We start from the raw sequence: 22772 nt of genomic DNA on the forward strand, positions 1-22772 counted from the left end.
GTCAGTCTTAATTGGTCACGAAATAGGCGTCATTAAAGCCCAGATCTTTTACCTTTTTCAGGATGGCGCCGCGCTCAGATTTGCTGGTCGTCGGCCCGACAATCACGCGCCAGAACGCTTTGCCACTGCTGTTTCCTGGCTTGACCGTGGGCAACATACCCGCGCGTTTCAACGATTCCGCGGTGTTTTTTGCGTTGGTTTCGATGCTGAAAATGCCGATCTGGATATAAGGTTTGGACAGGCCAGAGGTTTTTGGCGCGGCTGCGGGTTTCGGTGCAGGCGCCGAGGCGACGACAGGTTTGGCGGCAGGCGCCACGCCCTCGGCGCGGTCAAGTGCGGCGGCGGCCGCTTCAATGGGGTCTTCCAATGTGCCTTCCGAAATGCTTCCGGGGGCGGGAACTGGGGTATCCTCAACGTCGGGTTCCGGGGCGATTTTTTCTTTTCGCAGGGCCGTGACAGACAGATTTGCAGGATTACCCGCCAGCATGCCCAGGGCTTCTGCTGCGTCTGACGAGACCTGGAACCGTGGCCCCGGCACGTCACGTTCGCGGCGGAACAGGGCGCCGATCACGAATTTTCCATTGCTTTCATTGCGGATAATTACGCGTTCCGGATCTGTGGCCCCGGCATGGGCAACCCAAACGCCGCCAAGGCTGGGGCGTCCGTCCCACAACCCGGTTTCCGACATTTGAAAGGTCTCGGGCGCTTCTACATCGCGCTCAACCGTGCGGCTTGTGGTGGTGCCTGTGGTTTGTTTTTCGCCTGCGGAGCTGTTTTTTTTCATAAACGCAGGAAGGTTCGTGTCATCGCATCCCGCAAGCGCCAATGCGCCCGTCAGAATAAGCGCCACTTTTATAGTGGTCTTTTTCGCCATCTCATGCCCCTAAATTTCGCGTTGGCATACTGCCATTTCTGCCCATTTGTGGGCATACTAGCGGTTCGTTCCTGTCGTGAAAAGGCTTGAGGATCCGATGGGCGGGATATGGCACGTCTTTCGGGGTTTTAGAATCAATTCTTCGACGTTATGACATTCCTCGTCGGAGGAGTGGCAGAGTGGTCGAATGCACCGGTCTTGAAAACCGACGAGGGTGAAAGTCCTCCCAGGGTTCGAATCCCTGTTCCTCCGCCATTTTGGCTCAATTGCGTTGACGCGCTGCTTTACGGCGCAGTCTTTTGTCATGTGCGGTTTCTCTGAACGCGCGCCGGCCGCTCATTTTCTGACGTTCATGACGATCACAGAATGACCCTCATAGTGTTCCCCGCACATCTGAAGTCGCAGCCCCTTGGCAGATTGAAAATCCTCTGCGGCCCGTTTTTCCCCCCGGTCTTTCCCAAAGGGGTGTCCCTTTTGGGAATTAGCGGCTTTCGGGTCAACAAAACTGCGGTGGTTTTTCCCTCTGACCCGTGACCTTGCTCAGACCTGCCGATACCGTTTCACAAAATTGGCAAGGATTGTTGCGGGATGGATCACGTTTGAGGCGTGGCACATCTCGATCAAGCCCTGTGCCTCTTCGGGCGGAAAATAGCCGTGATGTTTGTAGATCCCGATCCGCGTTTCAAAGCCATGCGCATCGGCCTCTGGGTGAAATTGCGTGGCATAAACGTTTTCACCAAAGCGGATCATCTGAAACGGGCATTCTGGCGCGCTGACCAGATGCACACATCCTTCCGGCAGGGTTTGCATCGCCTCTTTATGGGCAACAAAAGCTTCGAATTCCGTAGGGATGCCGGTCAATAATGGATCAATTTGGCCGTCTTTGGTGATTTGGCAGGGGTTTGCGCGCACCGGTTCACCAAATCGCTCTTTTGACACCACTCCGGGGGCCAGATGATGCCCCAAAATGCCAATTCCATAGCAACACCCAAGGAAAGGAATGTCCTCATCGGTGATACGGGGCATGATCGACAGGCATGCGGCTTCGATTTTTGCCTCTTGTGGGGATTTTTTGTCTGCTGGATCTGACACGCACCCCGGACCACCGCCAACAATCACGCCAGAATAGCCCTTAAGATCAAGGTCCTGGGGGAGTTCCTCTTGGTCAAGGCGAATGCGGTGAACCTCATCCCGCGCCAATCCCCCTTTGTCGAGAAACGCCTGAAATTCATCGTCAGATGCATCCGTCTCTGGGCGCAATTGCAAAATCAAAAAGGGTTTCATCACCGCCTCATTCGTTTTCGAAACCCTGCCCGACTTTCGATCCAAGCGCAATTGTTTGGGCGGGTCTGCGGCATTTTGAAAGTTGTTCTTTTATTGGGGGGGAGATCGGCAAATATAGAAATTTACGATATGTCCCTGCGCCGCGCGACCCGGAGATAACGCCGCGCGGTGTCTAAACAAACAAAAGGCCCGCCAAATGGTGGGCCTTTATGAGATCGCAGATTGAATTATACCGGGTTTTTATACAGGGTTTATCGGCCCCAGGTGCGCACCGTGCCACAATCCATATGTACAAAGTTGGATCCGGAGTATTTACCCACACCACCAGCGTGGCAGGCAGAGGCCGCTTTGAACATCTGAGCCACATTGCGCGATTTCAATCGAAGATCAGCGGCCATTCCCTTCATATGAAGGGAATTCTTGGCCACACCTCGTGACTTTCGGCGCAACATCGCATTGGTCTGTGGTGAACGATATCCTGACAACATCATGTAGGGTTCGCGCACATCCATCAGGCTATGGGCGGCGGCCATAATGTCGACGGTGCGCGCGTCCATTTTGACGGATTGATCCACGCGCCAGTCGCGCATGAAATGGTTAACCTCTTTCAGGGCTTCTTTAATATACTGGCCTTCAACCCAATAAATCATGTTGATCGATTCACCGGTGCGGCCAGAGAACATAGCAATGCGCCGAACATCTCCACCACCGCGAAGAAACCCTGTTGCATTTGCGTAAAAAGGGGTGGCGGTCACAGCCGTGGCTGCAAATGCACCCAGCAGCCCGCGGCGCGTCATACGCATGCCACCTTGCTGCATGTTCGAAAGGTTGTCAGTCATCGTCCAGCGTGTCCCGTCGCTTGCCTGTACTGCGCTGTCCCGGCTACGCGGTTCTTAACGCAGATATTGTTGTCACCATCTCCCCCGGTGCGCCTGTTTTATGGCATATCTCGAATCGCAGGCCAAGCGAAGTTTTCGAGGGATTAATGAATTCAAGGGTTATAGGCAAAATTTTGCTGAAATTCGCGAAAATTTGGTTAATCGTGGCCTAAACGCGCCAAATTCGGTGGCAACGGTCAAGGAATGCTCAAATGCATCTCGTTTTTCGTATTTGTGAATGGACTAACGACAACAGATTGCAGATTATCGCGGAATCTAGACATATTAATATGCATGGGATTGAGATGACAACGAACACGCTGCCACGGATTCGTGCAAGATTTCTGCACCTCCTATTAGTTTGGGCATTTACCGCCGTATTTTCCATTTTCGCAATGCCGTCGATTGGGGGCGCACAAAGCCAGCCCTCTGCATTTGCACAGGCGGTGGCCGAGGCCGCAGCCCGCGATAAAAGCGTCGCTGCCTTTTATAAAGCCAATGGATATAAGGCGATTTGGACCGGGAAAGGGTCAAAAGACCGTTCGCGTCGCCAAGCGCTTTTGAAGGCAATGGCGCGTGCTGGCGATCATGGGTTGCCGGTTGCGGCCTATGATACGGACCTTTTGAAAACCAATCTGCGTCAGGTGAAGTCGGTGCGGGATTTGGGCAAGCTCGAAGTGCAAATGTCCAAATTGATGCTGACCTATGCACGCCACGTTCAGACCGGTGTGTTGACACCGTCGCGTGTGGATTCGGGCATCGTTCGCAAAGTCCCGCTTCGTGATCGCGCACAGCTTTTGGCGGCATTTGCCAAATCTAGCCCGTCAAAGTTCCTGAAATCTTTGCCGCCGAAGTCACCCGAATACAAACGGTTGATGAAAGAGAAGCTGCGCCTTGAAAAACAGCTCGCCAAAGGCGGGTGGGGCGCCAAAGTGCCGGCAAAGTCGCTGAAACCCGGTCAATCGGGCAATGCGGTGATTGCGCTGCGCAACCGTTTGATCGCGATGGGCTATCTGAAACGCTCTGCCAGCCAGACCTATGACGCCACCATCCAAAAAGCGGTGCAACAGTTCCAATTGAACCACGGCCTGTCGCCTGACGGCGTTGTGGGCGCGGGCACGATGAAAGAGATCAATACGCAAGTTGAAAAGCGTCTGGCCTCAATCCTTGTGGCAATGGAGCGTGAGCGTTGGATGAATATCGAACGCGGCAAACGTCACATCTGGGTCAATCTGACCGATTTTACCGCACAGATCATTGATGGCGGTCGTGTGACGTTCGAAACCCGTTCGGTGATCGGTAAAAACCAATCAGATCGTCGCAGCCCAGAATTTTCAGACGTCATGGAATTCATGATCATCAATCCAACCTGGAATGTGCCACGTTCGATTGCGACCAAAGAATACCTGCCGATGTTGAAGAAAAACCCCAATGCCGTTGGCCATCTAAAGCTGATCGACAGCCGGGGGCGGACTGTTAGTCGCGGATCTGTGGATTTCACTCAATACACCGCAAAGACGTTCCCCTTTGCGATCAAACAGGCGCCGTCGAACCGGAACGCGCTGGGGCTGGTGAAGTTTATGTTCCCCAACAAACATAACATTTATCTGCATGATACCCCGTCCAAAAGCCTGTTCAGCCGCGAAGTGCGCGCATTCAGCCACGGGTGCATTCGTTTGGGCAACCCGTTTGAGTTTGCCTATGCGCTGTTGGCCAAGCAAACCTCCGACCCCAAAGGCACCTTCCACAAGGCGTTGAACTCGGGCGTTGAAACGCGGATCGACCTGAAAAACCCGCTTCCGGTGCATTTGGTGTATCGCACCGCCGTCATGCCCGCCAAAGGCCGCGCCAATTATCGTCGTGATGTTTATGGTCGTGACGCAAAGGTATGGTCGGCATTACGCAAAGCTGGGGTGGCGCTTCGCGCCGTAGGCAGCTAAATCCTTGTATAAGAGATGCCGAGGCAGGGAGAGACCCCTTGCCTCGGGTCATCCAACAAGGAGAGCGGAATGCAATTCACACTTGCCGATATTGCGAATGCCCTTGGAACCGAGGTTCTTGGGCGTGGCGATCTTGTACTGACCGGTGCGGCCGAACCCGCCGATGCGGGGCCAGATCAGATTGCGCTGGCGATGGATCCCAAATATGCGGGCGGGCTGGCCCAAGGTCAGGCGCGAACGGCCCTGTTGTGGCAAGGCGCGGATTGGCAAGCTTTGGGGCTTGAGGGGGCCGTGTGTCTGGCGCGCGGCAAAACCGCGATGCCGCTTTTGACCAAGACCCTGGATCCCGGATTGGGGATTGAACCGGGCATTCATCCAAGCGCCATTGTGCATCCAACCGCCGTGATCGGTGACGGGGCCGCCATTGGCCCGTTTGTGGTGATTGAAAAAGACGTGGTGATTGGCGCAAACGCGCGTATCGGGCCGCATGTCTCGGTTGGTTACGACACGCAAATCGGCGCTGATGTGACGCTTCATGCCGGCGCACGGATTGCGCATGGGTGCATCATTGGCGATCGGTTCACGCTGCAATCCAACGCGGTGATCGGCGGGGACGGGTTTTCCTTTGTCACGCTTGAAAAAGAAAGCGCTGTGGAAAGTCTGCGCGGCAATATGGCTGAGGGCGAAGAGGCCAGCACCGTGGAAGGCAGCGCGCATTGGGCGCGGGTGCATTCGCTGGGCGGTGTTGAAATCGGTGACGACGTCGAAGTGGGCGCGACCTCGACCATTGATCGGGGCACCATTCGCGCCACCCGCATCGGCAGCGGCACCAAGATCGACTGTCAGGTGCAAGTGGGCCACAACGCCGTTGTCGGCGACCATGTGATGATGTGCGGCAATGTGGGTGTGTCAGGCTCGGCCAAAATCGGCAACCGCGTGGTGCTGGGCGGCAAAGTCGGCGTCAGCGACAATATCTTTATTGGCGATGATGTGATTGCGGGCGGTGGCACCAATATTTACACCAATGTACCTGCTGGGCGCGCCGTTTTGGGCAGCCCCGCAGTGAAGATCGAGACGGAAATGGCCATTCGCCGCGAATTGCGCCGCCTGCCACGTCTTGCACAAACCCTGCGCGACCTTCAAAAAACTGTTTCAAACCTTGTGGATAAGACCTAAGAGCAGCTCCGCTGATCGGGGCCAGAGATGGGGCCAAAGATGACCAAAGAAATGACGGACACAACCACAACCCGCGTGATCGAAATCATCGCCGAACAAGCCGTGCTTGAACCCGGCGATGTCAGCCTGGATCAAACGCTTGAGGATCTGGGCATCGACAGTCTTGGGCTGGTCGAAAGCATTTTTGCAATCGAAGAAGCCTTTGATATCTCGGTGCCGTTCAACGCCAATGACCCGTCGGAAAGCGATTTTGATATCTCATCCGTGGCGGCGATTGTGGCGGCGGTGAAAACCCTTGTGACGCAGCAGGCCAGCTGATCATCATGCGCAGAGTTGTCATCACCGGGCAGGGCACCATCAACGCCCTTGGGCGCAATGTCCCACAGACGTTAGAGGCGATGCGCGAAGGGCGTTGTGGCATTGGCCCGCTTGAATTTCAGGATGTGGAACGCCTGTCGATCCGTATTGGCGCGCAGGTCAAAGGCTATGATCCCGAGGCCCATTTCAACCGCCAAAAGATCGCGCTTTTTGACCGGTTTACCCAGTTCACAATGTTGGCGGCCGCAGAGGCGATTGGCCAAACTGGCCTGAGCTTTTCGGGCGAAATGGCCACGCGGGCAGGGGTGGTTTTGGGCACCTCGGGCGGGGGGATGAACACGCTCGATGAAAACTACCGCTCGGTCTATGAAGACGGCAAAAACCGGGTGCATCCTTTTGTCGTGCCAAAGCTGATGAACAATGCCGCGGCCAGCCATGTGTCGATGGAATGGAACCTTAAGGGGCCAAGTTTCACCGTGGCGACAGCCTGCGCCAGTTCAAATCACGCGATGGGTCAGGCAATGCAGATGATCCGCGGCGGCATGGCGGATGTCATGGTTGCCGGCGGGTCTGAGGCGATGTTGTGCTTTGGCGGGATCAAGGCGTGGGAAGGGTTGCGCGTGATGTCAAAAGACGCCTGCCGCCCCTTTTCAGCCAATCGCAACGGCATGGTTCAGGGCGAGGGGGCAGCGGTCTTTGTGTTCGAAGAATATGAGCATGCCAAGGCGCGCGGTGCCGACATTCTTGCCGAAATCGTCGGATTTGCCATGACCTCTGATGCCTCTGATATTGTGATGCCGTCCAAACAAGGGGCCGCGCGGGCCATTACAGGTGCGCTTCGCGATGGGGGACTGAACCCTGAAGACATTTGTTACATCAACGCCCATGGTACCGGCACCGCCGCCAATGATAAATCCGAATGTGCGGCGGTGGCTGATGCGTTTGGGCATCATGCGGATGATTTGATGATCAGCTCCACAAAAGCGATGCATGGGCATCTGATCGGTGGCACCGGCGCCGTAGAGTTGCTCGCCTGCATCATGGCGCTTCGTGAGGGGGTGATTGCACCCACCATTGGCTATCAGGATGCCGACCCGGAATGCGCGTTGGATGTGGTGCCCAATGAGGCGCGTGAGGCAAAGGTCGGCGCAACCCTGTCCAACGCCTTTGCCTTTGGTGGGCTAAACGCCGTCTTGGCTTTGCGAAAAGCACCGTAACGACCCCAATTCCAATAAAAAACGCCGCCTCAACCGGGCGGCGTTTTCTTCTGTTCCACAGGGGATTTACTGGGCTGGGGCGTCCGACGTTTCAGGTGTGACCAGTTTGTCATAGGCGGCGGTAAAGCCCTTTAATGACATGGTCAGGTTGACCTTCTGCGCGGGGGCCGCGGCATGCACGATTGTCACCGTGGATTTGGCACCTTTTTTAAACGAAGTGATCTCGGCGCCGGTGAAACCGATATTGGCCACACAGCCGGGCTGTGCACAAAAACGGAAGGGATAGCGACGGGTCTGGCCGCCATCAACCGCCAAGGTCAATTGCTGGGTCAGCAGTGTTTCAAGCGGCACCACGATGGTTGCGCCAGAGACGGCTTGACCGCCTTTTGGCAGTTTGCCCAAGGACACTTCTGCAACCGAATTGCCCTGTTCGTCTTTCAGCAATTGGTACATCTGGCACGGGTCATCGCCGTTCGGATTGGTCAGGCATTTCATTTCCCAATCGCCCACCACTTCGGTGACATAAGGTTGACCTGGCACGCGCTCTTCACTGGTGACCTCGGTGCCCATATCGACCGCGGGCATCTCTGCGTCAGGCGCCGGCGTTTCGGCGGTATCTGTGGGGGTGGCTGTACCGCTGTCCTGCGCCAAAGCCGGGGCGCCCAAAGCAAAAAGGGCAGCAATGGTAAGGGGTTTAATCATATCGATTTTCATCATCCGTCTTCCAACGTCTAGTTACCGTTTGAACCCGGCATATCATGCAGCCCAGTGGGTGTCAGGTGGAAAAGGCGTCGAGTGGGGAAATCCGCTGGCTTTACAAAAGGAATGAAAAGAGAGGGGCGGATCGCCAATGATGCGGCCATATTTATCATCACGACTGGTCTGATCGAGATGACAAGATAGAAATAAGAAAAGGACCCGTCTTCCGCGGATCCTTTTCTAATTCTCTCCCTGCCGGACTGACCGGCATATTGCTGTTCAGACGCTAAGTCACGTAAGGCAAACGGTCAAGACCATTTTGATCCAGATCAAAAAAAAGCCGCGCCAAAAAGGCGCGGCAGTCTGACAGGGAGGAAGTATTCCCGGGCCGAAGCCACATGGGAATAAATTCACTCTGGCGTATATAGGTTAATTAAGTATTGTTTTTGAGAACGTTATTAGAACAGAGGCAACAGCACAGATGAGCGATGCAATTTTCATTGGCGGTGGCGGCGAAGATTACGCCGAAAAACAAGGCTTGTTGCTGAAGTATGCCAACAGACATGGGCTGATTGCCGGGGCCACTGGGACAGGGAAGACCGTCACGCTTCAGATCATGGCCGAAAATTTCGCAGCACAGGGCGTTCCGGTATTTTTGTCCGATGTGAAAGGCGATTTGTCTGGCTTGGCTGCGGCCGGATCTGAGGCGTTCAAACTGCATGATGCCTTCACCTCACGCGCCGAAAAGATCGGTTTTGACGACTACAGCTACGGGGCGTTCCCCGTGACGTTCTGGGATCTATATGGGGAACAAGGCCACCCGATCCGCACCACAGTCACCGAAATGGGCCCTCTTTTACTGGCCCGTATGCTGGAACTGACGGACGCCCAGGAAGGGGTGTTGAACATCGCGTTCCGTGTGGCGGATGAACAGGGGCTGCCGCTTTTGGACCTCAAAGATTTGCAAGCTTTACTCGTTTGGGTCGGGGAAAATGGCAAAGATCTCAGCCTGCGCTATGGCAATGTTTCCAAAGCCTCTGTCGGGGCCATTCAACGGTCTTTGCTGGTGCTGGAAAACCAAGGTGGCTCCAAGCTTTTTGGGGAACCCGCGTTGGAGCTTTCGGACATTATTCGCACGGATGCGGATGGGCGGGGCCGCATTTCGATCTTGGCGGCGGACAAGTTGATGGGGGCACCGCGCCTTTATGCGACATTCCTTTTGTGGCTCTTATCTGAATTGTTTGAAGAGCTGCCAGAGGTGGGCGACCCGGACAAACCCAAGGTCGTCTTCTTCTTTGACGAGGCGCATTTGCTGTTTGATGATGCGCCCAAAGTCTTGGTCGATAAGGTTGAGCAAGTGGCCCGTCTTATTCGTTCAAAGGGCGTAGGGGTTTATTTTTGCACACAAAATCCGGCAGATGTGCCCGAGGATATCTTGGGACAACTGGGCAATCGTATCCAGCATGCCTTGCGCGCCTTCACCGCGCGTGACCGCAAACAATTGCGATTGGCGGCGGAAACCTATCGCGACAATCCGCGGTTCTCGACCGAAGATGCCATTCGCGATGTGGGTGTGGGCGAGGCTGTGACCTCGTTTCTGGAACGCAAAGGCGCGCCAGGTGTGGTTGAACGGACGTTGATCCGCCCCCCCAGCTCGCAACTTGGTCCATTGGCCCCCAGCACGCGGCAAGCGGTGATCAACGCGTCCCCCATTGCGGGCAAGTATGAGGCGCTGAAAGATCGCGAAAGCGCTTTTGAGGTTCTAAAAGCCCGCGCGGATAAAGCCGCAAAAGAAGCCGAGGATGCCGAGCGCGCCGAGGAAGAGATTGAAAGTGCGGCGGAACGTGAATACCGCGCTGGTCGTCGCTATTCTGGTTCCAAAGTGGGCCGGTCCACCTCGCGCCGCAGCACGCGCAAATCCGACAGCAGCTTTGGCGAAGCCATGGCAGAAGCTGTGATAAAAGAGTTAAAAGGCACCACGGGGCGGCGCATTGTTCGTGGCATCTTTGGGTCGCTTTTCAAAGGGCGCTAACACACAGGCTGGCACAACACTTCACACCAAATTTGGCACAAACGGCCCGCGTGTGAAGTGTTCAACGCCTTACAACGGATGGATTTTCAGCTGCGCAATGCGGTTGCCTTCGCGTTTCAACACCTCAAAGCGAAAGCCGTGAAAGCTGAACACTTGCCCCTCATTTGGGATCATCTGCGCCTCATGGATGACCAACCCGGCGATGGTGTTGGCCTCTTCATCCGGCAGGTTCCAATCCGTCGCGCGGTTCAGATCGCGAATGGTCATCGCACCGTCGATCAGGAAATGCCCGTCGGGGGACCGCTCGATTTCATGTTCTTCATCGGGGTCAAATTCGTCGGTAATTTCACCCACAATCTCTTCCAGAATGTCTTCCAGCGTGATCAACCCCTCAAGCGAGCCATATTCATCCACCACCAGCGCAAAATGGGTGTGACGGCGCAGAAACTGGCGCATTTGATCGTCAAGCGTGGTGGTTTCGGGAATGAAATACGGCTCCATCACCACCTGCATCACATCAAAATCGTCCAGAGGTTTCCCTGAAGATTGAAAGGTATACATGGCGCGGCTCAGGTCTTTTGCGTGAATCACGCCGATGATGTTTTCTTTTTCGGTGCGATAGACCGGGTGGCGGGTGTGCGGCGAGGCCAGGATTTGTTCCAGCACGGTTAACGGGGCAGCGTCGGCATCAATCATTTCAATCTTAGAGCGATGCAACATGATCTCTTCCACCACGCGGTCGCCCAAATCCAGCGCGCCCAAAATCCGGTCGCGGTCTTCTTTCTCAACGGTGCCTTCGGAATGGCCAAGATTGATCGCACCGACAATTTCCTCACGCACGGCCAGAACGTGGCTGTCGGGGTCGATCTGCACACCAAACAGGCGCAACACACCACGAGTGATGGCGCGCACAGCGGCAACAATCGGCGAAAACACCAAGATGATCGCGGCAATCGGACCAGAGGCATAGCCCGCGGCCGCTTCGGGGCGGGTGATTGCATAGGTCTTCGGTAGGACTTCGGCGAAAATCAACACAAGAAACGTCATCACAAGCGTTGCCATTGCCACGCCGCTGTCACCAAACATGCGGGTAAAAAGCGCGGTCGCCAATGATGTGGCCAAGATGTTCACAAGGTTGTTGCCCAACAGAACAGACCCGATCAGACGTTCGTTGTCTTCGGTGATATCCAAAGCCCGCTCCGCCCCGCGATCGCCTTTGTCGGCCCGCGCGCGCAATTTCCCCCGAGAGGCCGCCGTCAGCGCCGTTTCAGAGCCGGAAAAGAACCCGGACAGCACCAAAAGCGCCAGAATGGCGGCTGCGGTGGCCCAAAAACTCGCGTCGATCATATCGGTTTGCCTTTTCTTTCTATGATAGGTCTTATGGGGACAAAACCTGTTGTTTTCAAGGGAGTGCCCCAATGTCTGATGTGATTGATGCGTTGGTGAATTTTACCCATGCGCCGCTGGATGAAAGCGCGGAGACCGCTCAGGCGCTTGAAATGATGCGCCTTTCGCTTTTGGATTGGGCGTCTGTGGCGATTGCGGGGGCGGGGGAACCTGTTGCCAAGATCACGCGCACTTTGGGGATGTCGGACGGGGGAACGCCCGCGGCAACCGTGATTGGGTGCGCCACGCGACTTCCGATGCCAACGGCTGCGCTGATCAACGGGGCAACCAGCCATGCGCTTGATTATGACGACACGCATTTTGCCCATATCGGCCATCCCTCTGTGGCGGTGATTCCGGCGGCTTTGGCGGTGGCCGAAGCGTTTGATCTTTCGGGGGAACAGACGTTGCAGGCCGCACTGATCGGGATAGAGGCCTCTATCCGCGTCGGGATCTGGCTGGGGCGCGCGCATTACCAAACCGGGTTTCATCAAACCGCAACGGCGGGCGCCTTTGGGGCAACGGTGGCCGCGGCGCGCTTGATGGGGCTGGATGCCGATCAAACCGCCCATGCCCTTGGGCTGTGTTCCACCCGTGCAGCAGGGTTGAAAAGCCAATTCGGAACGATGGGGAAACCTTATCACGCGGGTATGGCGGCCCAAACCGGGGTCGAGGTTGCACGCGCGGCCCACGCTGGTTTTATCTCATCCCCACACGGGCTTGATGGCGCACAAGGGTTTGGACCAACCCATGCAGGCGAAGGTAATATCCACGCGTTTGCCGGCTTGGGAACCATGTGGAAGATCCAAACCATTTCGCATAAATTTCACGCTTGTTGCCACGGCACCCACGCGATGATCGAGGCGTTGTCGCCTTTGATGCTGAGCCCTGAAAAACTGGTGCGCTTGCAGATGGAAACCCATCCGCGCTGGCTGAGTGTTTGCAACAAAAACGCGCCTCGAACCGGGTTGGAGGTCAAGTTTTCCTATGCTCATGTGGCCGCGATGGTGGTGGCAGGACAGGACACTGCCGCGCTGGACAGTTTCACCGACGAGATCGCCACGGCCCCCGCGCTTATGGCACTTGCGCAAAAGGTCGAGGTGGTTGGCAATGACGCCCTGTCAGAAACCGAGGCGCGCCTTGTGATCGACACCACAGATGGGCGCAAACAGGCGCAGTTTGATCTGGCGGCGCCGATGGAAATAGACACGCGGCGCCGTAAGTTGCGGGCCAAATCGCGTGCTTTACTTGGGGCGCAGGCTGATCGCCTGTGGGCGGCAATTGAAGGGCGCGGGGATGGGGTAGAGCTGTCCTCGCTTACGCGGTTGTTGCGATTGGCATGACGATCCTATGAATAAAAGCGGGGACCCATCTCAGGATCCCCGCTTTTGCTTGCACCCGCCCGTGAGTGGTGGTGTGAAAGAACGGCTGTTACGCCTTCTTTTTCGGGTGCTGTAACGCGGCTTTGCCGATTGGCTGAAGGATCAGCTTTTAGGACATAAAGTCGTACGCCCGCTCGCCATGCGCTGTCAGATCCAACCCGTTGGTTTCGGTTTCCAGATCGACACGGATGGGCGTCACCAGCGCCACCAGCTTGACCAGCGCCAGCGTGACCACAAAGGTAAAGACGCCAACAATCGCGAGCGCGCCCAATTGGGCGACCCAAGCACCGTGGCCGAACACAGCGATCATAATGGTGCCAAAAATGCCGCCCACACCGTGCACCGCAAAGACATCCAATGTGTCGTCAATCCGCAGCTTATTGCGCACCAGATTGACTGCTTCTTGGCACAAGACCCCGGCCACAGCGCCAATGACAAGGGCCTCAAGGGGGCCGACAAAACCAGATGCGGGCGTGATCGAGGCAAGCCCTGCGATGGTTCCGGTCACGATGCCCACCAAAGACGCCTTGCCGTATTTGATTTTCTCCCACAGCGCCCATGTCAGGGACGCGGTCGCGGCAGAAATATGCGTGACGGTGATCGCCATCGCGGCGCCGCCGTCTGCCGCCAGTTGCGACCCGCCATTAAAGCCGAACCAGCCCACCCACAGCATACCTGCGCCAATGAACACAAGACCCGGCGCATGTGGCGGCGTGGTGCGATGTTTGCGTGGGCCAAGCACATAGGCAATGATCAGGGCGGCGATGCCAGCGGTTTCATGCACGGTGATGCCGCCTGCGAAATCCTTGGTGCCCACGGCGCCAAAAATGCCACCGTCCGACATCATGCCGCCCCCCCAGATCCAATGCACCACAGGCGCATAGACCATCAGCATCCAAAGGCCAGAAAAGAGCATCACAAAGCCAAAGCCGACCCGCTCTACATAGGCGCCGACAATCAGCGCAGGGGTGATGATTGCAAAGGTCATCTGGAACGCAAAGAACAGGATTTCAGGAAGAGTGCCCGACAGGCTGTCTGCGGTGACCCCGTTCAAAAACACTTTGCCCAAACCGCCCCAGACGCCGTGATCAGAGCCGCCAAAGGCGATCGAATAGCCGACGACCAGCCAAAGCACGCTCATCAAACAGGCGATCGCATAGACATGCATAAAGACGCTCAGCACATTTCGTGCACGCACCAATCCGCCATAGAAAAGCGCCAGACCCGGCAATGACATAAACAGCACCAAAGCCGTTGCGGTAAGTATCCAGGCGGTATCAGCCCCGTTCATAATCCCCTCCTTAGGGTTATTTCGCGTTTGCCTGTTTTTCTGGCGCGAAAGAGGGCGAAAGGTGAAAGGGGAAGCAGAAATTATGGGGGCGGAGGGTTAAGATTTTGCAATCTGCCCAAAATATAGGCGCGAAGTGTCGGTGTTTGGCGCATTAACGGGCGCCGGTAACACGGGGTGTCAGGCGTCACTTGCGGCTGTTGCCAACAGGATCAAGGCATGGCGTGCGGCGTTCATCCGCACATTTTCGCGGCCAATTGCGCCAAACTCCACCGTTTCTGTGGTGATGCCATTGGGGCTTGCGACGCCAAAGCACACGCGGCCTTCGGGTTTATGCTCTGACCCGCCGGGGCCAGCGATCCCCGTGATCGATACGCTTAGGTCGGCGTCAGATTTGGCCAAGGCCCCCGCCGCCATTTCGCGGGCAACCTCTTCGCTGACCGCGCCAAATCGGCCAAGCGTATCAGCTGAGACATCAATCATCGTCTGTTTGGCGGCATTGGAATAGGTGATGAACCCGCGATCATAGACATCCGAGCTGCCTGGAATTTCGGTCAGCCACGCGCCGACCATGCCACCCGTACAGCTTTCAGCGGTGGCAATTTTCAGCGATTTGGTACGGCAAAGGTCTAAAAGATCAGCGGCTTGCATGGATCACATCATCGCATGGCCAAGATAGGCGGCGCCAGCCACCGTGATCGCGGCAGCAATGCCCGCATAAACGTCATCCATCATCACTCCCGTTGCGTCCCCACGACGATCCGCCGTGCCAATTGGGCCAAATTTGGTGATGTCAAAAAAGCGAAACGCCAAAAAGCCGACAATCCAACCGGGGTAAAGCGCCAGAATGTCTGCCCCCATCATCTGCGCGCCAAAAGACACCGGGAAGAGGGTGATCCACATGCCGACCACCTCGTCGATCACCACTTCGGAGGGGTCATGATCGTCGGACCCGGCCGTATAAGCTTCGGTGGCTTTCAACCCGATCAAATAGGCGGCAATTGTCGCCCCGGTCAGCGCAATCGGCCCGCCGATCACATGCAACAGCCACGCAAAGGGCAGGGCGGCCAAAGTGCCCCACGTCCCGGACGCAGGCTTCAGCAGCCCAGAATAAAAGAAGGTTGCAATCAGTTTCGCGGTAGAGCGCTGCATGTCTTAATCCTTGATCAATGTGGCGACAGCCATTGAGGCAATTCCCTCTTCACGCCCCGTAAAGCCCAAACGCTCAGATGTGGTGGCCTTGACCGACACGCGGTCCACCTCCATCCCCATAATCTGGGCCAAAGCGTTGCGCATCGCAACCGCATGGGGGCCAATTTTGGGCTGTTCACAAATCAAGGTCACATCGACGTTTGAAATTTGATACCCCCGATCCGTGGCGCGTTTTACGGCGTGACGCAGGAAAATATGGCTTTCAGCGCCTTTCCACTCTGCCTCTGAGGGGGGGAAATGCTGGCCAATGTCGCCATCTGCCAATGCGCCGTAAATTGCATCTGTCAGCGCGTGCATGCCCACATCCGCATCAGAATGGCCCTTTAAGGCTTTGGTGTGCGGGATGTTTACGCCGCACAGCACCACATGATCACCGGCTTCAAACGCGTGAACGTCATACCCTTGTCCCACCCGAATATCCATGTGTCAGCCTTTCAAATAGCGCTCAGCCCGGGCGAAATCCTCAGGCGTGGTGATTTTCATATTCCGCTCCTCGCCCGGCACGATGGCGACGTCAAGCCCCGCGTGGCGGGCCACCTCAACATCATCGGCGGCGCCGCCGGGGTGGGCGTGATGTGCCGCAAGGATTTTGTCGAAATGAAACCCTTGCGGAGTTTGCGCGCGGTACAGCCCTTCGCGGTTTTCTGTGCCAGTGACCAGACCGTTGTTGCCACGCCACAAGGCGTCTGTGACGGCGATTGCGGGGGCCGCGCCGGGCGTGGTGCTTAGCGCGGCAATCACATCATCAATCACCTGCGCACTCACCAAAGGGCGGGCAACATCGTGGATCAAAACGAGGTCAGGTTTTGTGTGGGTGAGCCCCTCAAGCCCCGCCAACACAGACGCATCGCGCGTGGCCCCACCCTGGATCAGGCGCACCCCGGTCAGCTGCTTCGCGATGTCACGATCATCACGATGAATAACCATCGCAATGTCAGTGATTTGGGTGTGGGCTTGAAACACCGAAACCGTTTGGGCGGCCACCGTGCCGTTTCCCAAAGAACGCCACTGTTTCGGCGCACCAGCGCCTGCCCGCGTGCCACGCCCCGCCGCCACAATCAAAACGGCAATTTTACAAGGTTTCTTTTCCATGCCTCCTGTTTAGGGGGTGCTGACAAAGGTGACAATGGGGGCATTTGCGGCATGGAAACCGCCTAAATTTTGTGCAACTATGAAATTCAACAGGCGCGCGACACGGGAATTCTTGTGGATTTGCAGGGGCGCGCGCAGGGTTTTCCCAACTGCTCAAGGAATAGGCATGACGCTGAAGGTTGGAAATATCACACTTGATGCCCCCGTTATTCTGGCCCCGATGGCCGGGATCAGCGATTTGCCGTTTCGCGCGCTTGTGGGCGGGTTTGGTGCCGGTCTTGTGGTCTCTGAAATGGTGGCAAGCCAAGAAATGGTGCAAGCCAAACCCGGCGTGCGAGAGCGGGCCGAACTGGGCTTTGGGCTGGAAAACACCGCCGTTCAACTGGCCGCGCGTGATGTGTATTGGGCGGGTGAAGCGGCGCGCATGGTGGAAGCCAATGGTGCCAAACTCATCGACATCAACATGGGCTGCCCCGCGCGTAAAGTTGTCGGCGGGCTGTCTGGCTCTGCCCTGATGCGCGATCTGGATCATGCGCTTCGGTTGATCGAGGCGATTGTGGGCGCGGTGGCCGTGCCCGTGACCCTAAAGACCCGCCTTGGCTGGGATGACGACAGTATAAACGCGCCTGAATTGGCCGCGCGGGCCGAGGCGGCGGGCATTCAGCTGATCACCATCCACGGCCGCACACGGTGTCAGTTCTACAAAGGCCATGCCAATTGGGCCGCCATTCGTGCGGTGAAAGACGCGGTGAGCATCCCGGTGATTGCCAATGGCGACATCATCGACACGGCAAGCGCACGCATGGCCTTGGAACAATCCGGCGCCGATGGTGTGATGATCGGGCGGGGGGCCGGTGGGCAACCTTGGCTGTTGCAACAGGTGGCCCATGATCTTTTTGGCGCGGCGCCACCTGTGATCCCCGCCGGCGATGGGCTGATACACATGGTGCAGACGCACTATCGCGACAGCCTTGCGTTTTATGGCGCGCATCTGGGCGCGCGGGTCATTCGAAAACATCTTGGTTGGTATATGGATCACGCCGGCACCACGCCGGATTTGCGCCGCAAAATCCTGTCTTCTCGTGATCCCAAAGAGGTGCTCGACCTGATCCCAGTGGCCCTCCTTGAAAGGGAAGCTGCATGAGCGATCTTTTATGGTCCGCCCTTCCTGTCCCCGCGCTTGAATTGTCCTCAGACGGGGCCATCCAACGGGTCAACGGCGCAGGCGAGGTGTTCTTGAACCTGTCTGAACGCAGCCTTCGTGGTAAATCCTGTGCAGACACGCTGTCGCTTGGATTGGATCTGGCGGACGCGGTGGCGCGGGTCACACAGGTGCAAGGGCCGCTTTACGTGGACGCGGTGAAATTCACCCCGCATCACGGTGCGCCGCGCGACGTCACTGTGCAAATCTCGCCGATGGGCGAGGGGTTGCTGATGTTGCTGCATCCACGACAGGCCGAGCATCTTGGCCAGCTTCAGGGATCAAAAGCCGCGCGTCAGGCGATCGGAATGGCGGAAATGCTGGCGCATGAGATCAAAAACCCGCTGGCAGGCATCACCGGGTCCGCGCAATTGCTGTCGATGGGGCTGAGCCCTGAGGATCGCGAATTGACCGACCTTATTGTCACCGAAAGCCGCCGGATTGTCGCCCTTTTGGATCAGGTGGAGCAATTTGGCGATCTGCGCCCGCCCGCGTGCCAACCGGTGAACATCCACGATATTCTTGAACGCGCACGGGCCACGGCGCGGGTTGGGTTCGCGGGCGGTTGTGACATATCCGAAAGCTATGATCCGTCGCTTCCCTTGACCTTTGTGGACGAAGACCAGTTGATGCAGGTGGTCTTGAACCTTCTGAACAACGCATCAGAAGCCGCTGGCAATAAAGGGAAAATCACGATCAGAACATTTTACGATCCGGGCGTGCGCCTGCGCAAAGCTGACGGGGAACGCGCAAACTTGCCGCTTCAGGTTGAGATCATAGACAATGGCCCCGGATTGCCCGCAGATATTGCAGAACAGGTGTTTGATCCCTTTGTCTCTGGGCGGGAAAACGGCACCGGACTTGGCTTGGCTCTGGTGTCCAAAATTGTCACTGACCACGGTGGATTAATCGCGGTGAACAGCCGTCCGGGCCACACCGTGTTTCGCCTGTCTCTGCCCGTTGCGCCACGCGCGCCCTCAAATCAACTTTCGAGCGACGCTTAAGGAGCTGACCGATGGATGGAACCGTCCTAATTGCTGACGATGACCGCACAATTCGAACCGTGCTGACACAGGCGTTGACGCGGGCGGGGTGTCGGGTGCATGCCACCGGGTCGATGGTCACCCTGCTTCGGTGGGTCGAGGAAGGGCGTGGGGATGCGGTGATCTCTGACGTCATTATGCCCGATGGAAATGGGCTGGAAAGCCTGCCCAAAATCGCCAAAATGCGCCCGGATTTGCCGGTGATTGTGATTTCCGCGCAAAACACCATTATGACCGCCATTCAAGCGGCCGAGGCAGAGGCGTTTGACTATCTTCCCAAGCCGTTTGACCTTCCTGACTTGATGAAAAGGGTGGGGCAGGCGTTGGAACGCAAACGCCTGCGCCCGTCACAATCGCCAGAAAATGTCATCAATGCGCCTGCCGGCTCCGACTTGCCCTTGGTCGGGCGCAGCCCTGCGATGCAAGAGCTGTATCGCCTTGTGGCGCGGGTGTTAAACGTGGATTTACCGGTGTTGATCACTGGCGAAAGTGGCACCGGAAAATCGTTGATTGCCCAAGCGATCCACGATTTCTCGTCGCGTCGTGATGCGCCGTTTGTGGTGGCCACACCGGATGATTTGGGGCCTGCCGATGCGCTGTTAGATTTGATGACAAGGGCAGGGAAAGGCACCATCCTTTTTGATGGTATTGGCGATCTGGACAGTGACGCGCAGGCGCGGCTTTCCCGGTTCCTTGACGGGCTCGGCAGCTCGGGCCCTCGGGTTGTTGCCACGTCACAGGGGATGCTTTCGGGGTCAATTAACGACGGAAGCTTCCGCGAAGATCTCTACTATCGCTTGGCCGGGGTGGTGATCTCTGTGCCTGCTTTGCGCGAACGGCTGGAGGATATTCCTGCCCTGGCGGAGCATTTCATTGCCCGCACCGCAGGAGACGGATTGGCAGAGCGGCGGTTGAGTACATCGGCGATGGATCGGTTGCGCGCTCAGCCCTGGCCCGGAAACCTGCGGCAGTTGGAAAATCTGATGACCCGATTGCTGGTCACAGGAGGCGAAAATGACATCACGGGCGAGGAAATTGACCGTGCGATGGCCGGGGATGTTGGGGGGCGTGCGCCCTCTGGTGCGCCAGATGAGCGGCTTTCCGCCTCGGTTGCCCGCCACCTTAAGCATTATTTTGATTTACACGGCGGCGCGTTGCCCCCTGCGGGGCTGTATCAACGAATTTTAAGGGAAATTGAGCTTCCCTTGTTGGAGATTGCCTTGGATGCGACTGGGGGCAATCAGGCCAAATGTGCTGATTTACTTGGGATCAACCGCAATACCTTGCGTAAAAAGATCACAGATCTCGAAATCGAGGTGACACGCCGACGCAAGTTGATGTAAAAGGGCAACAAGCGTGGCAATTTGGCACCGTGCTCCTGCAGGCACAGTCAATTCACGCGATGTATGTTGGCCGGTTGGTTCGGTTGTCACGCCGACTTGTGCGTAAAAGACACAGAGTGGTTTTGCACGGTTTGGCTTTTTTGGGGGGCAATGTGTTGGCAGAGCGCAGGATGCGTAAAACCAGCCTGGAGCGGTATCTGGCCCTGCGCAAAACGCGCAGGCTGCGGACGTTTTTTGCGTTTGGTCTGATTGCGCTTGGTCCGGTTTTGGCGGTGGCCACTTTTCTTGTGTTGGGCCCATTTGCCCAAGGGGCGACGAGTCAATCTCTGCGTCTGATCCTACTGACGGACATCCTTTATATCATCATTGTGGCCGGGTTGGTTTTGGCCGGCATTATGCGGATGATCGCAGCCCGACGGACGGAAAGTGCTGGCTCGCGGTTGCATTTGCGCCTGACTGGCGTGTTTGCGTTTATTGCGCTCAGCCCCACGGTTCTTGTGGCGGTGTTTGCGATGCTGACGCTGAATATGGGGCTGGAAGGCTGGTTTTCTGATCGCGTGCGTTTGGTGGTTGGCAATTCGCGCGCCGCGGCCGAGGCGTATAAGGGCGAAAGTCGTGATGGATTGGTGCAGGATGCCCGCGCCATTGCGTCATTTTTGTCCGTGGAACGTCAGCGACAGTTTTTGCTGACCGAAGGCGAGCTGTCGCAGCTTTTGATCCAATCGCAAAATCGCATTCAGCGGGGGCTGAGTGAAGCCTTTGTGCTGAACAGTGACGGCGAGATCCGCGTGCGCGGCAACAGCTCTTATCTGTTTAATTTCGACATGCCGACCCCGGATCAGATTGCCAAGGCGCTGAGCGGGGAAACTGTGGTCATCGAGGATTGGGCGCAAAACGAGTTTCGCGTGTTGCTGCAATTGCAGGGGTTCACCGATCACTTGCTGTATCTCACCCGCGAGGTGAACGGCGAAATTCTGGATCTTGTGGATGAAACCCAAGAGGCCGCGCGGCTTTATAATCAATTGGAAAGCCAGCGGGGACAACGATTGTTTCAGTTTGGTCTGATCTATTTGGGATTTGCACTGATCCTTATCCTTGCCGCCGTCTGGATGGGCATGTGGTTTGCCGAACGCCTTGCGCGCCCAGTGGGGCGGCTTGCGGGGGCGGCAAAACGGGTTGGCGCCGGGGATCTTGACGTGCAGGTTCTTGAAGAACGCGGTGATGATGAGATCGCGATGTTGGGGCGCTATTTCAACCAAATGACCAAACAACTAAAAGGCCAGCGCGCCCGCCTTTTGGAAAACACCCACCAGATTGATGAACGGCGACGGTTATTTGACAGCGTTCTTAGCTCGGTCACCGGTGGGGTGATTGGGTTAAACGCCTTGGGGCGGGTGACCTTTTTGAACCGGGCGGCAGAGCAGCTGTTGGAAGTGCGCGATGAAACCGGGCAGGAACACGAGCTGTCGCTGGTCGTGCCGGAATTCCAACCTATGTATGATGACCTCAGCCGATCATCGCGTGAAAGCGTGCAGCAAGAGGTGCGCCTGGCCCGCGACGGCAAGCAAGAAAGCCTGTTGGTGCGCATTGCCAAGCGGCGCAATGAAGATGGCGAGCTTGAGGGGTATGTGCTGGCCTTTGATGATGTGACGGACCTCGTTTCCGCACAGCGTATGGCGGCTTGGGGCGATGTTGCGCGTCGTATCGCGCATGAGATCAAAAACCCGCTCACGCCGATCCAACTCTCTGCTGAACGCATCAAACGTAAGTTTAGCAAGGTCGAAGGGCTGGATGTGGCGGCGCTTGAGCAATACACCGATGTGATTGTGCGCCAGACAGGGGATTTGCGTCGGATTGTGGATGAGTTCTCGAAATTCGCGCGGATGCCAGAACCAGAACGCCGGCGCACGGATATCGTTGCGCTCACCCGTGATGCGGTGTTGTTACAGCAAGCTGGCCAAGAGGGCGTGTCAATCCGTGCGCAACTGCCGGATGGCGAAGTTTTGGTGGATATTGACGCAACCATGATTGGACAGGCGTTGACCAACCTAATCAAAAACGCCGGGGAAGCCATTGAAACACTTCAGGAACGTGGGGCGCCCGAAGGGCATAACCCCGAGGTCCGTATCGAGATGACCTGTCGCGAAGGCGGTGTGCGCATCACCATTGCGGACAATGGGATCGGCCTGCCAGAAGATCGCTCGCGCCTGTTTGAACCCTATGTGACGACCCGTGATAAGGGCACAGGGCTGGGGCTGCCGATCGTGAAAAAGATTATCGAAGAACATGGCGGCACTTTGCTGCTGGACGATGCGCCAGCTTTTGGCGAAAACGCCCTTCCGGGGGCGATGGCAATTATTTGGCTGCCGGTGGACACCCCACCCGACGCCCAAAATGTTTAAAAGAA

At 56.8% G+C, this 22772-nt stretch carries 20 protein-coding genes and 1 tRNA gene; 11 read left to right on the top strand and 10 right to left on the bottom strand.

The window, feature by feature from the left end:
* Window positions 1-7 precede the first annotated feature (7 nt).
* Window positions 8-874, bottom strand: coding sequence for an SPOR domain-containing protein (locus KKW20_RS12895; protein WP_214568316.1), 867 nt, complete (start codon window positions 872-874; stop codon window positions 8-10).
* 165 nt (window positions 875-1039) lie between these two features.
* On the opposite strand from KKW20_RS12895, the gene KKW20_RS12900 reads away from it, so the two are divergent.
* Window positions 1040-1129, top strand: a tRNA-Ser gene (locus tag KKW20_RS12900).
* 285 nt (window positions 1130-1414) lie between these two features.
* Here KKW20_RS12900 and KKW20_RS12905 read toward each other — a convergent pair.
* The gene (locus KKW20_RS12905; RefSeq protein WP_214568317.1) at window positions 1415-2158 is read right to left on the bottom strand and encodes a glutamine amidotransferase; all 744 of its coding nucleotides are present in this window, start codon (window positions 2156-2158) and stop codon (window positions 1415-1417) included.
* Window positions 2159-2409: 251 nt separating this feature from the next.
* Window positions 2410-2997: a peptidoglycan L,D-endopeptidase MepK gene (mepK, locus tag KKW20_RS12910; protein ID WP_246534600.1), complete on the bottom strand. Its 588-nt coding sequence runs from the start codon at window positions 2995-2997 to the stop codon at window positions 2410-2412.
* 434 nt (window positions 2998-3431) lie between these two features.
* Between mepK and KKW20_RS12915 the strand changes: the two genes are divergently transcribed.
* The 4 genes from KKW20_RS12915 to KKW20_RS12930 all read left to right on the top strand — a co-directional run bounded on the left by KKW20_RS12915 (window position 3432) and on the right by KKW20_RS12930 (window position 7687).
* Entirely contained in the window at window positions 3432-4976 is a 1545-nt protein-coding gene (locus tag KKW20_RS12915) for a L,D-transpeptidase family protein (protein WP_246534601.1), read from the top strand.
* Window positions 4977-5045: 69 nt separating this feature from the next.
* The gene (locus KKW20_RS12920; protein ID WP_214568319.1) at window positions 5046-6152 is read left to right on the top strand and encodes a UDP-3-O-(3-hydroxymyristoyl)glucosamine N-acyltransferase; all 1107 of its coding nucleotides are present in this window, start codon (window positions 5046-5048) and stop codon (window positions 6150-6152) included.
* Window positions 6153-6191: 39 nt separating this feature from the next.
* The gene (locus tag KKW20_RS12925; RefSeq protein ID WP_214568320.1) at window positions 6192-6470 is read left to right on the top strand and encodes an acyl carrier protein; all 279 of its coding nucleotides are present in this window, start codon (window positions 6192-6194) and stop codon (window positions 6468-6470) included.
* Between the two features lie 5 nt (window positions 6471-6475).
* Window positions 6476-7687: a beta-ketoacyl-[acyl-carrier-protein] synthase family protein gene (locus tag KKW20_RS12930; RefSeq protein ID WP_214568321.1), complete on the top strand. Its 1212-nt coding sequence runs from the start codon at window positions 6476-6478 to the stop codon at window positions 7685-7687.
* 66 nt (window positions 7688-7753) lie between these two features.
* On the opposite strand, the gene KKW20_RS12935 is transcribed toward KKW20_RS12930, so the two are convergent.
* Window positions 7754-8389, bottom strand: coding sequence for an invasion associated locus B family protein (locus KKW20_RS12935; protein WP_246534602.1), 636 nt, complete (start codon window positions 8387-8389; stop codon window positions 7754-7756).
* A gap of 478 nt (window positions 8390-8867) precedes the next feature.
* Between KKW20_RS12935 and KKW20_RS12940 the strand changes: the two genes are divergently transcribed.
* Window positions 8868-10418, top strand: a complete 1551-nt coding sequence (locus KKW20_RS12940) for a helicase HerA-like domain-containing protein (RefSeq protein WP_214568322.1) — start codon at window positions 8868-8870, stop codon at window positions 10416-10418.
* Window positions 10419-10487: 69 nt separating this feature from the next.
* Here the strand turns inward: KKW20_RS12940 and KKW20_RS12945 are convergent, their stop codons facing one another.
* Window positions 10488-11765, bottom strand: a complete 1278-nt coding sequence (locus tag KKW20_RS12945; RefSeq protein ID WP_214568323.1) for an HlyC/CorC family transporter — start codon at window positions 11763-11765, stop codon at window positions 10488-10490.
* Between the two features lie 71 nt (window positions 11766-11836).
* On the opposite strand from KKW20_RS12945, the gene KKW20_RS12950 reads away from it, so the two are divergent.
* Window positions 11837-13147 carry an MmgE/PrpD family protein gene (locus KKW20_RS12950; protein WP_214568324.1) on the top strand — a complete coding sequence of 437 codons (1311 nt, stop codon included), beginning with the start codon at window positions 11837-11839 and terminating at the stop codon, window positions 13145-13147.
* Window positions 13148-13295: 148 nt separating this feature from the next.
* Here KKW20_RS12950 and KKW20_RS12955 read toward each other — a convergent pair whose 3' ends face one another.
* The 5 genes from KKW20_RS12955 to ispD form a co-directional block, all read right to left on the bottom strand.
* On the bottom strand, window positions 13296-14477 hold the full coding sequence (locus KKW20_RS12955; protein ID WP_214568325.1) for an ammonium transporter: 1182 nt from the start codon (window positions 14475-14477) through the stop codon (window positions 13296-13298).
* 177 nt (window positions 14478-14654) lie between these two features.
* Window positions 14655-15125: a CinA family protein gene (locus KKW20_RS12960; RefSeq protein WP_214568326.1), complete on the bottom strand. Its 471-nt coding sequence runs from the start codon at window positions 15123-15125 to the stop codon at window positions 14655-14657.
* 3 nt (window positions 15126-15128) lie between these two features.
* A complete protein-coding gene (locus KKW20_RS12965) occupies window positions 15129-15626 on the bottom strand; it encodes a phosphatidylglycerophosphatase A family protein (RefSeq protein WP_214568327.1) in 498 nt (165 codons plus the stop codon).
* A 3-nt stretch (window positions 15627-15629) separates the two neighbouring features.
* Window positions 15630-16109, bottom strand: a complete 480-nt coding sequence (gene ispF / locus KKW20_RS12970; RefSeq protein ID WP_214568328.1) for a 2-C-methyl-D-erythritol 2,4-cyclodiphosphate synthase — start codon at window positions 16107-16109, stop codon at window positions 15630-15632.
* Between the two features lie 3 nt (window positions 16110-16112).
* The gene (gene ispD / locus KKW20_RS12975; protein WP_214568329.1) at window positions 16113-16778 is read right to left on the bottom strand and encodes a 2-C-methyl-D-erythritol 4-phosphate cytidylyltransferase; all 666 of its coding nucleotides are present in this window, start codon (window positions 16776-16778) and stop codon (window positions 16113-16115) included.
* A gap of 166 nt (window positions 16779-16944) precedes the next feature.
* Between ispD and dusB the strand changes: the two genes are divergently transcribed.
* From dusB to KKW20_RS12995, 4 genes are all read left to right on the top strand, one after another.
* Window positions 16945-17922 (top strand): tRNA dihydrouridine synthase DusB, encoded by a 978-nt coding sequence (gene dusB / locus KKW20_RS12980; protein ID WP_214568330.1) that lies wholly within the window; start codon window positions 16945-16947, stop codon window positions 17920-17922.
* Window positions 17919-18983, top strand: a complete 1065-nt coding sequence (locus KKW20_RS12985) for a two-component system sensor histidine kinase NtrB (RefSeq protein ID WP_214568331.1) — start codon at window positions 17919-17921, stop codon at window positions 18981-18983. Before dusB ends, KKW20_RS12985 begins: the two co-directional genes overlap by 4 nt.
* A gap of 11 nt (window positions 18984-18994) precedes the next feature.
* A complete protein-coding gene (locus KKW20_RS12990) occupies window positions 18995-20365 on the top strand; it encodes a response regulator (RefSeq protein ID WP_214568332.1) in 1371 nt (456 codons plus the stop codon).
* 170 nt (window positions 20366-20535) lie between these two features.
* Entirely contained in the window at window positions 20536-22767 is a 2232-nt protein-coding gene (locus tag KKW20_RS12995) for a sensor histidine kinase NtrY-like (RefSeq protein ID WP_214568333.1), read from the top strand.
* Window positions 22768-22772: the final 5 nt, after the last annotated feature.

It is taken from the genome of Aliiroseovarius lamellibrachiae (assembly GCF_018599245.1).
GTDB classification, from domain to species: Bacteria; Pseudomonadota; Alphaproteobacteria; order Rhodobacterales; family Rhodobacteraceae; genus Aliiroseovarius; species Aliiroseovarius lamellibrachiae.

Bases quoted from the DNA above. Each gene is read 5' to 3' on its own strand.
- ispF (WP_214568328.1), bottom strand. From the start codon at position 16,109: ATGGATATTCGGGTGGGACAAGGGTATGACGTTCACGCGTTTGAAGCC.
- KKW20_RS12895 (WP_214568316.1), bottom strand. From the start codon at position 874: ATGGCGAAAAAGACCACTATAAAAGTGGCGCTTATTCTGACGGGCGCA.
- KKW20_RS12940 (WP_214568322.1), top strand. From the start codon at position 8,868: ATGAGCGATGCAATTTTCATTGGCGGTGGCGGCGAAGATTACGCCGAA.
- KKW20_RS12925 (WP_214568320.1), top strand. From the start codon at position 6,192: ATGACCAAAGAAATGACGGACACAACCACAACCCGCGTGATCGAAATC.
- KKW20_RS12950 (WP_214568324.1), top strand. From the start codon at position 11,837: ATGTCTGATGTGATTGATGCGTTGGTGAATTTTACCCATGCGCCGCTG.
- KKW20_RS12930 (WP_214568321.1), top strand. From the start codon at position 6,476: ATGCGCAGAGTTGTCATCACCGGGCAGGGCACCATCAACGCCCTTGGG.
- KKW20_RS12965 (WP_214568327.1), bottom strand. From the start codon at position 15,626: ATGCAGCGCTCTACCGCGAAACTGATTGCAACCTTCTTTTATTCTGGG.
- KKW20_RS12905 (WP_214568317.1), bottom strand. From the start codon at position 2,158: ATGAAACCCTTTTTGATTTTGCAATTGCGCCCAGAGACGGATGCATCT.
- KKW20_RS12960 (WP_214568326.1), bottom strand. From the start codon at position 15,125: ATGCAAGCCGCTGATCTTTTAGACCTTTGCCGTACCAAATCGCTGAAA.
- dusB (WP_214568330.1), top strand. From the start codon at position 16,945: ATGACGCTGAAGGTTGGAAATATCACACTTGATGCCCCCGTTATTCTG.
- KKW20_RS12985 (WP_214568331.1), top strand. From the start codon at position 17,919: ATGAGCGATCTTTTATGGTCCGCCCTTCCTGTCCCCGCGCTTGAATTG.
- KKW20_RS12920 (WP_214568319.1), top strand. From the start codon at position 5,046: ATGCAATTCACACTTGCCGATATTGCGAATGCCCTTGGAACCGAGGTT.
- KKW20_RS12935 (WP_246534602.1), bottom strand. From the start codon at position 8,389: ATGATTAAACCCCTTACCATTGCTGCCCTTTTTGCTTTGGGCGCCCCG.
- KKW20_RS12945 (WP_214568323.1), bottom strand. From the start codon at position 11,765: ATGATCGACGCGAGTTTTTGGGCCACCGCAGCCGCCATTCTGGCGCTT.
- KKW20_RS12995 (WP_214568333.1), top strand. From the start codon at position 20,536: ATGCGTAAAACCAGCCTGGAGCGGTATCTGGCCCTGCGCAAAACGCGC.
- KKW20_RS12990 (WP_214568332.1), top strand. From the start codon at position 18,995: ATGGATGGAACCGTCCTAATTGCTGACGATGACCGCACAATTCGAACC.
- mepK (WP_246534600.1), bottom strand. From the start codon at position 2,997: ATGACTGACAACCTTTCGAACATGCAGCAAGGTGGCATGCGTATGACG.
- KKW20_RS12955 (WP_214568325.1), bottom strand. From the start codon at position 14,477: ATGAACGGGGCTGATACCGCCTGGATACTTACCGCAACGGCTTTGGTG.
- KKW20_RS12915 (WP_246534601.1), top strand. From the start codon at position 3,432: ATGCCGTCGATTGGGGGCGCACAAAGCCAGCCCTCTGCATTTGCACAG.
- ispD (WP_214568329.1), bottom strand. From the start codon at position 16,778: ATGGAAAAGAAACCTTGTAAAATTGCCGTTTTGATTGTGGCGGCGGGG.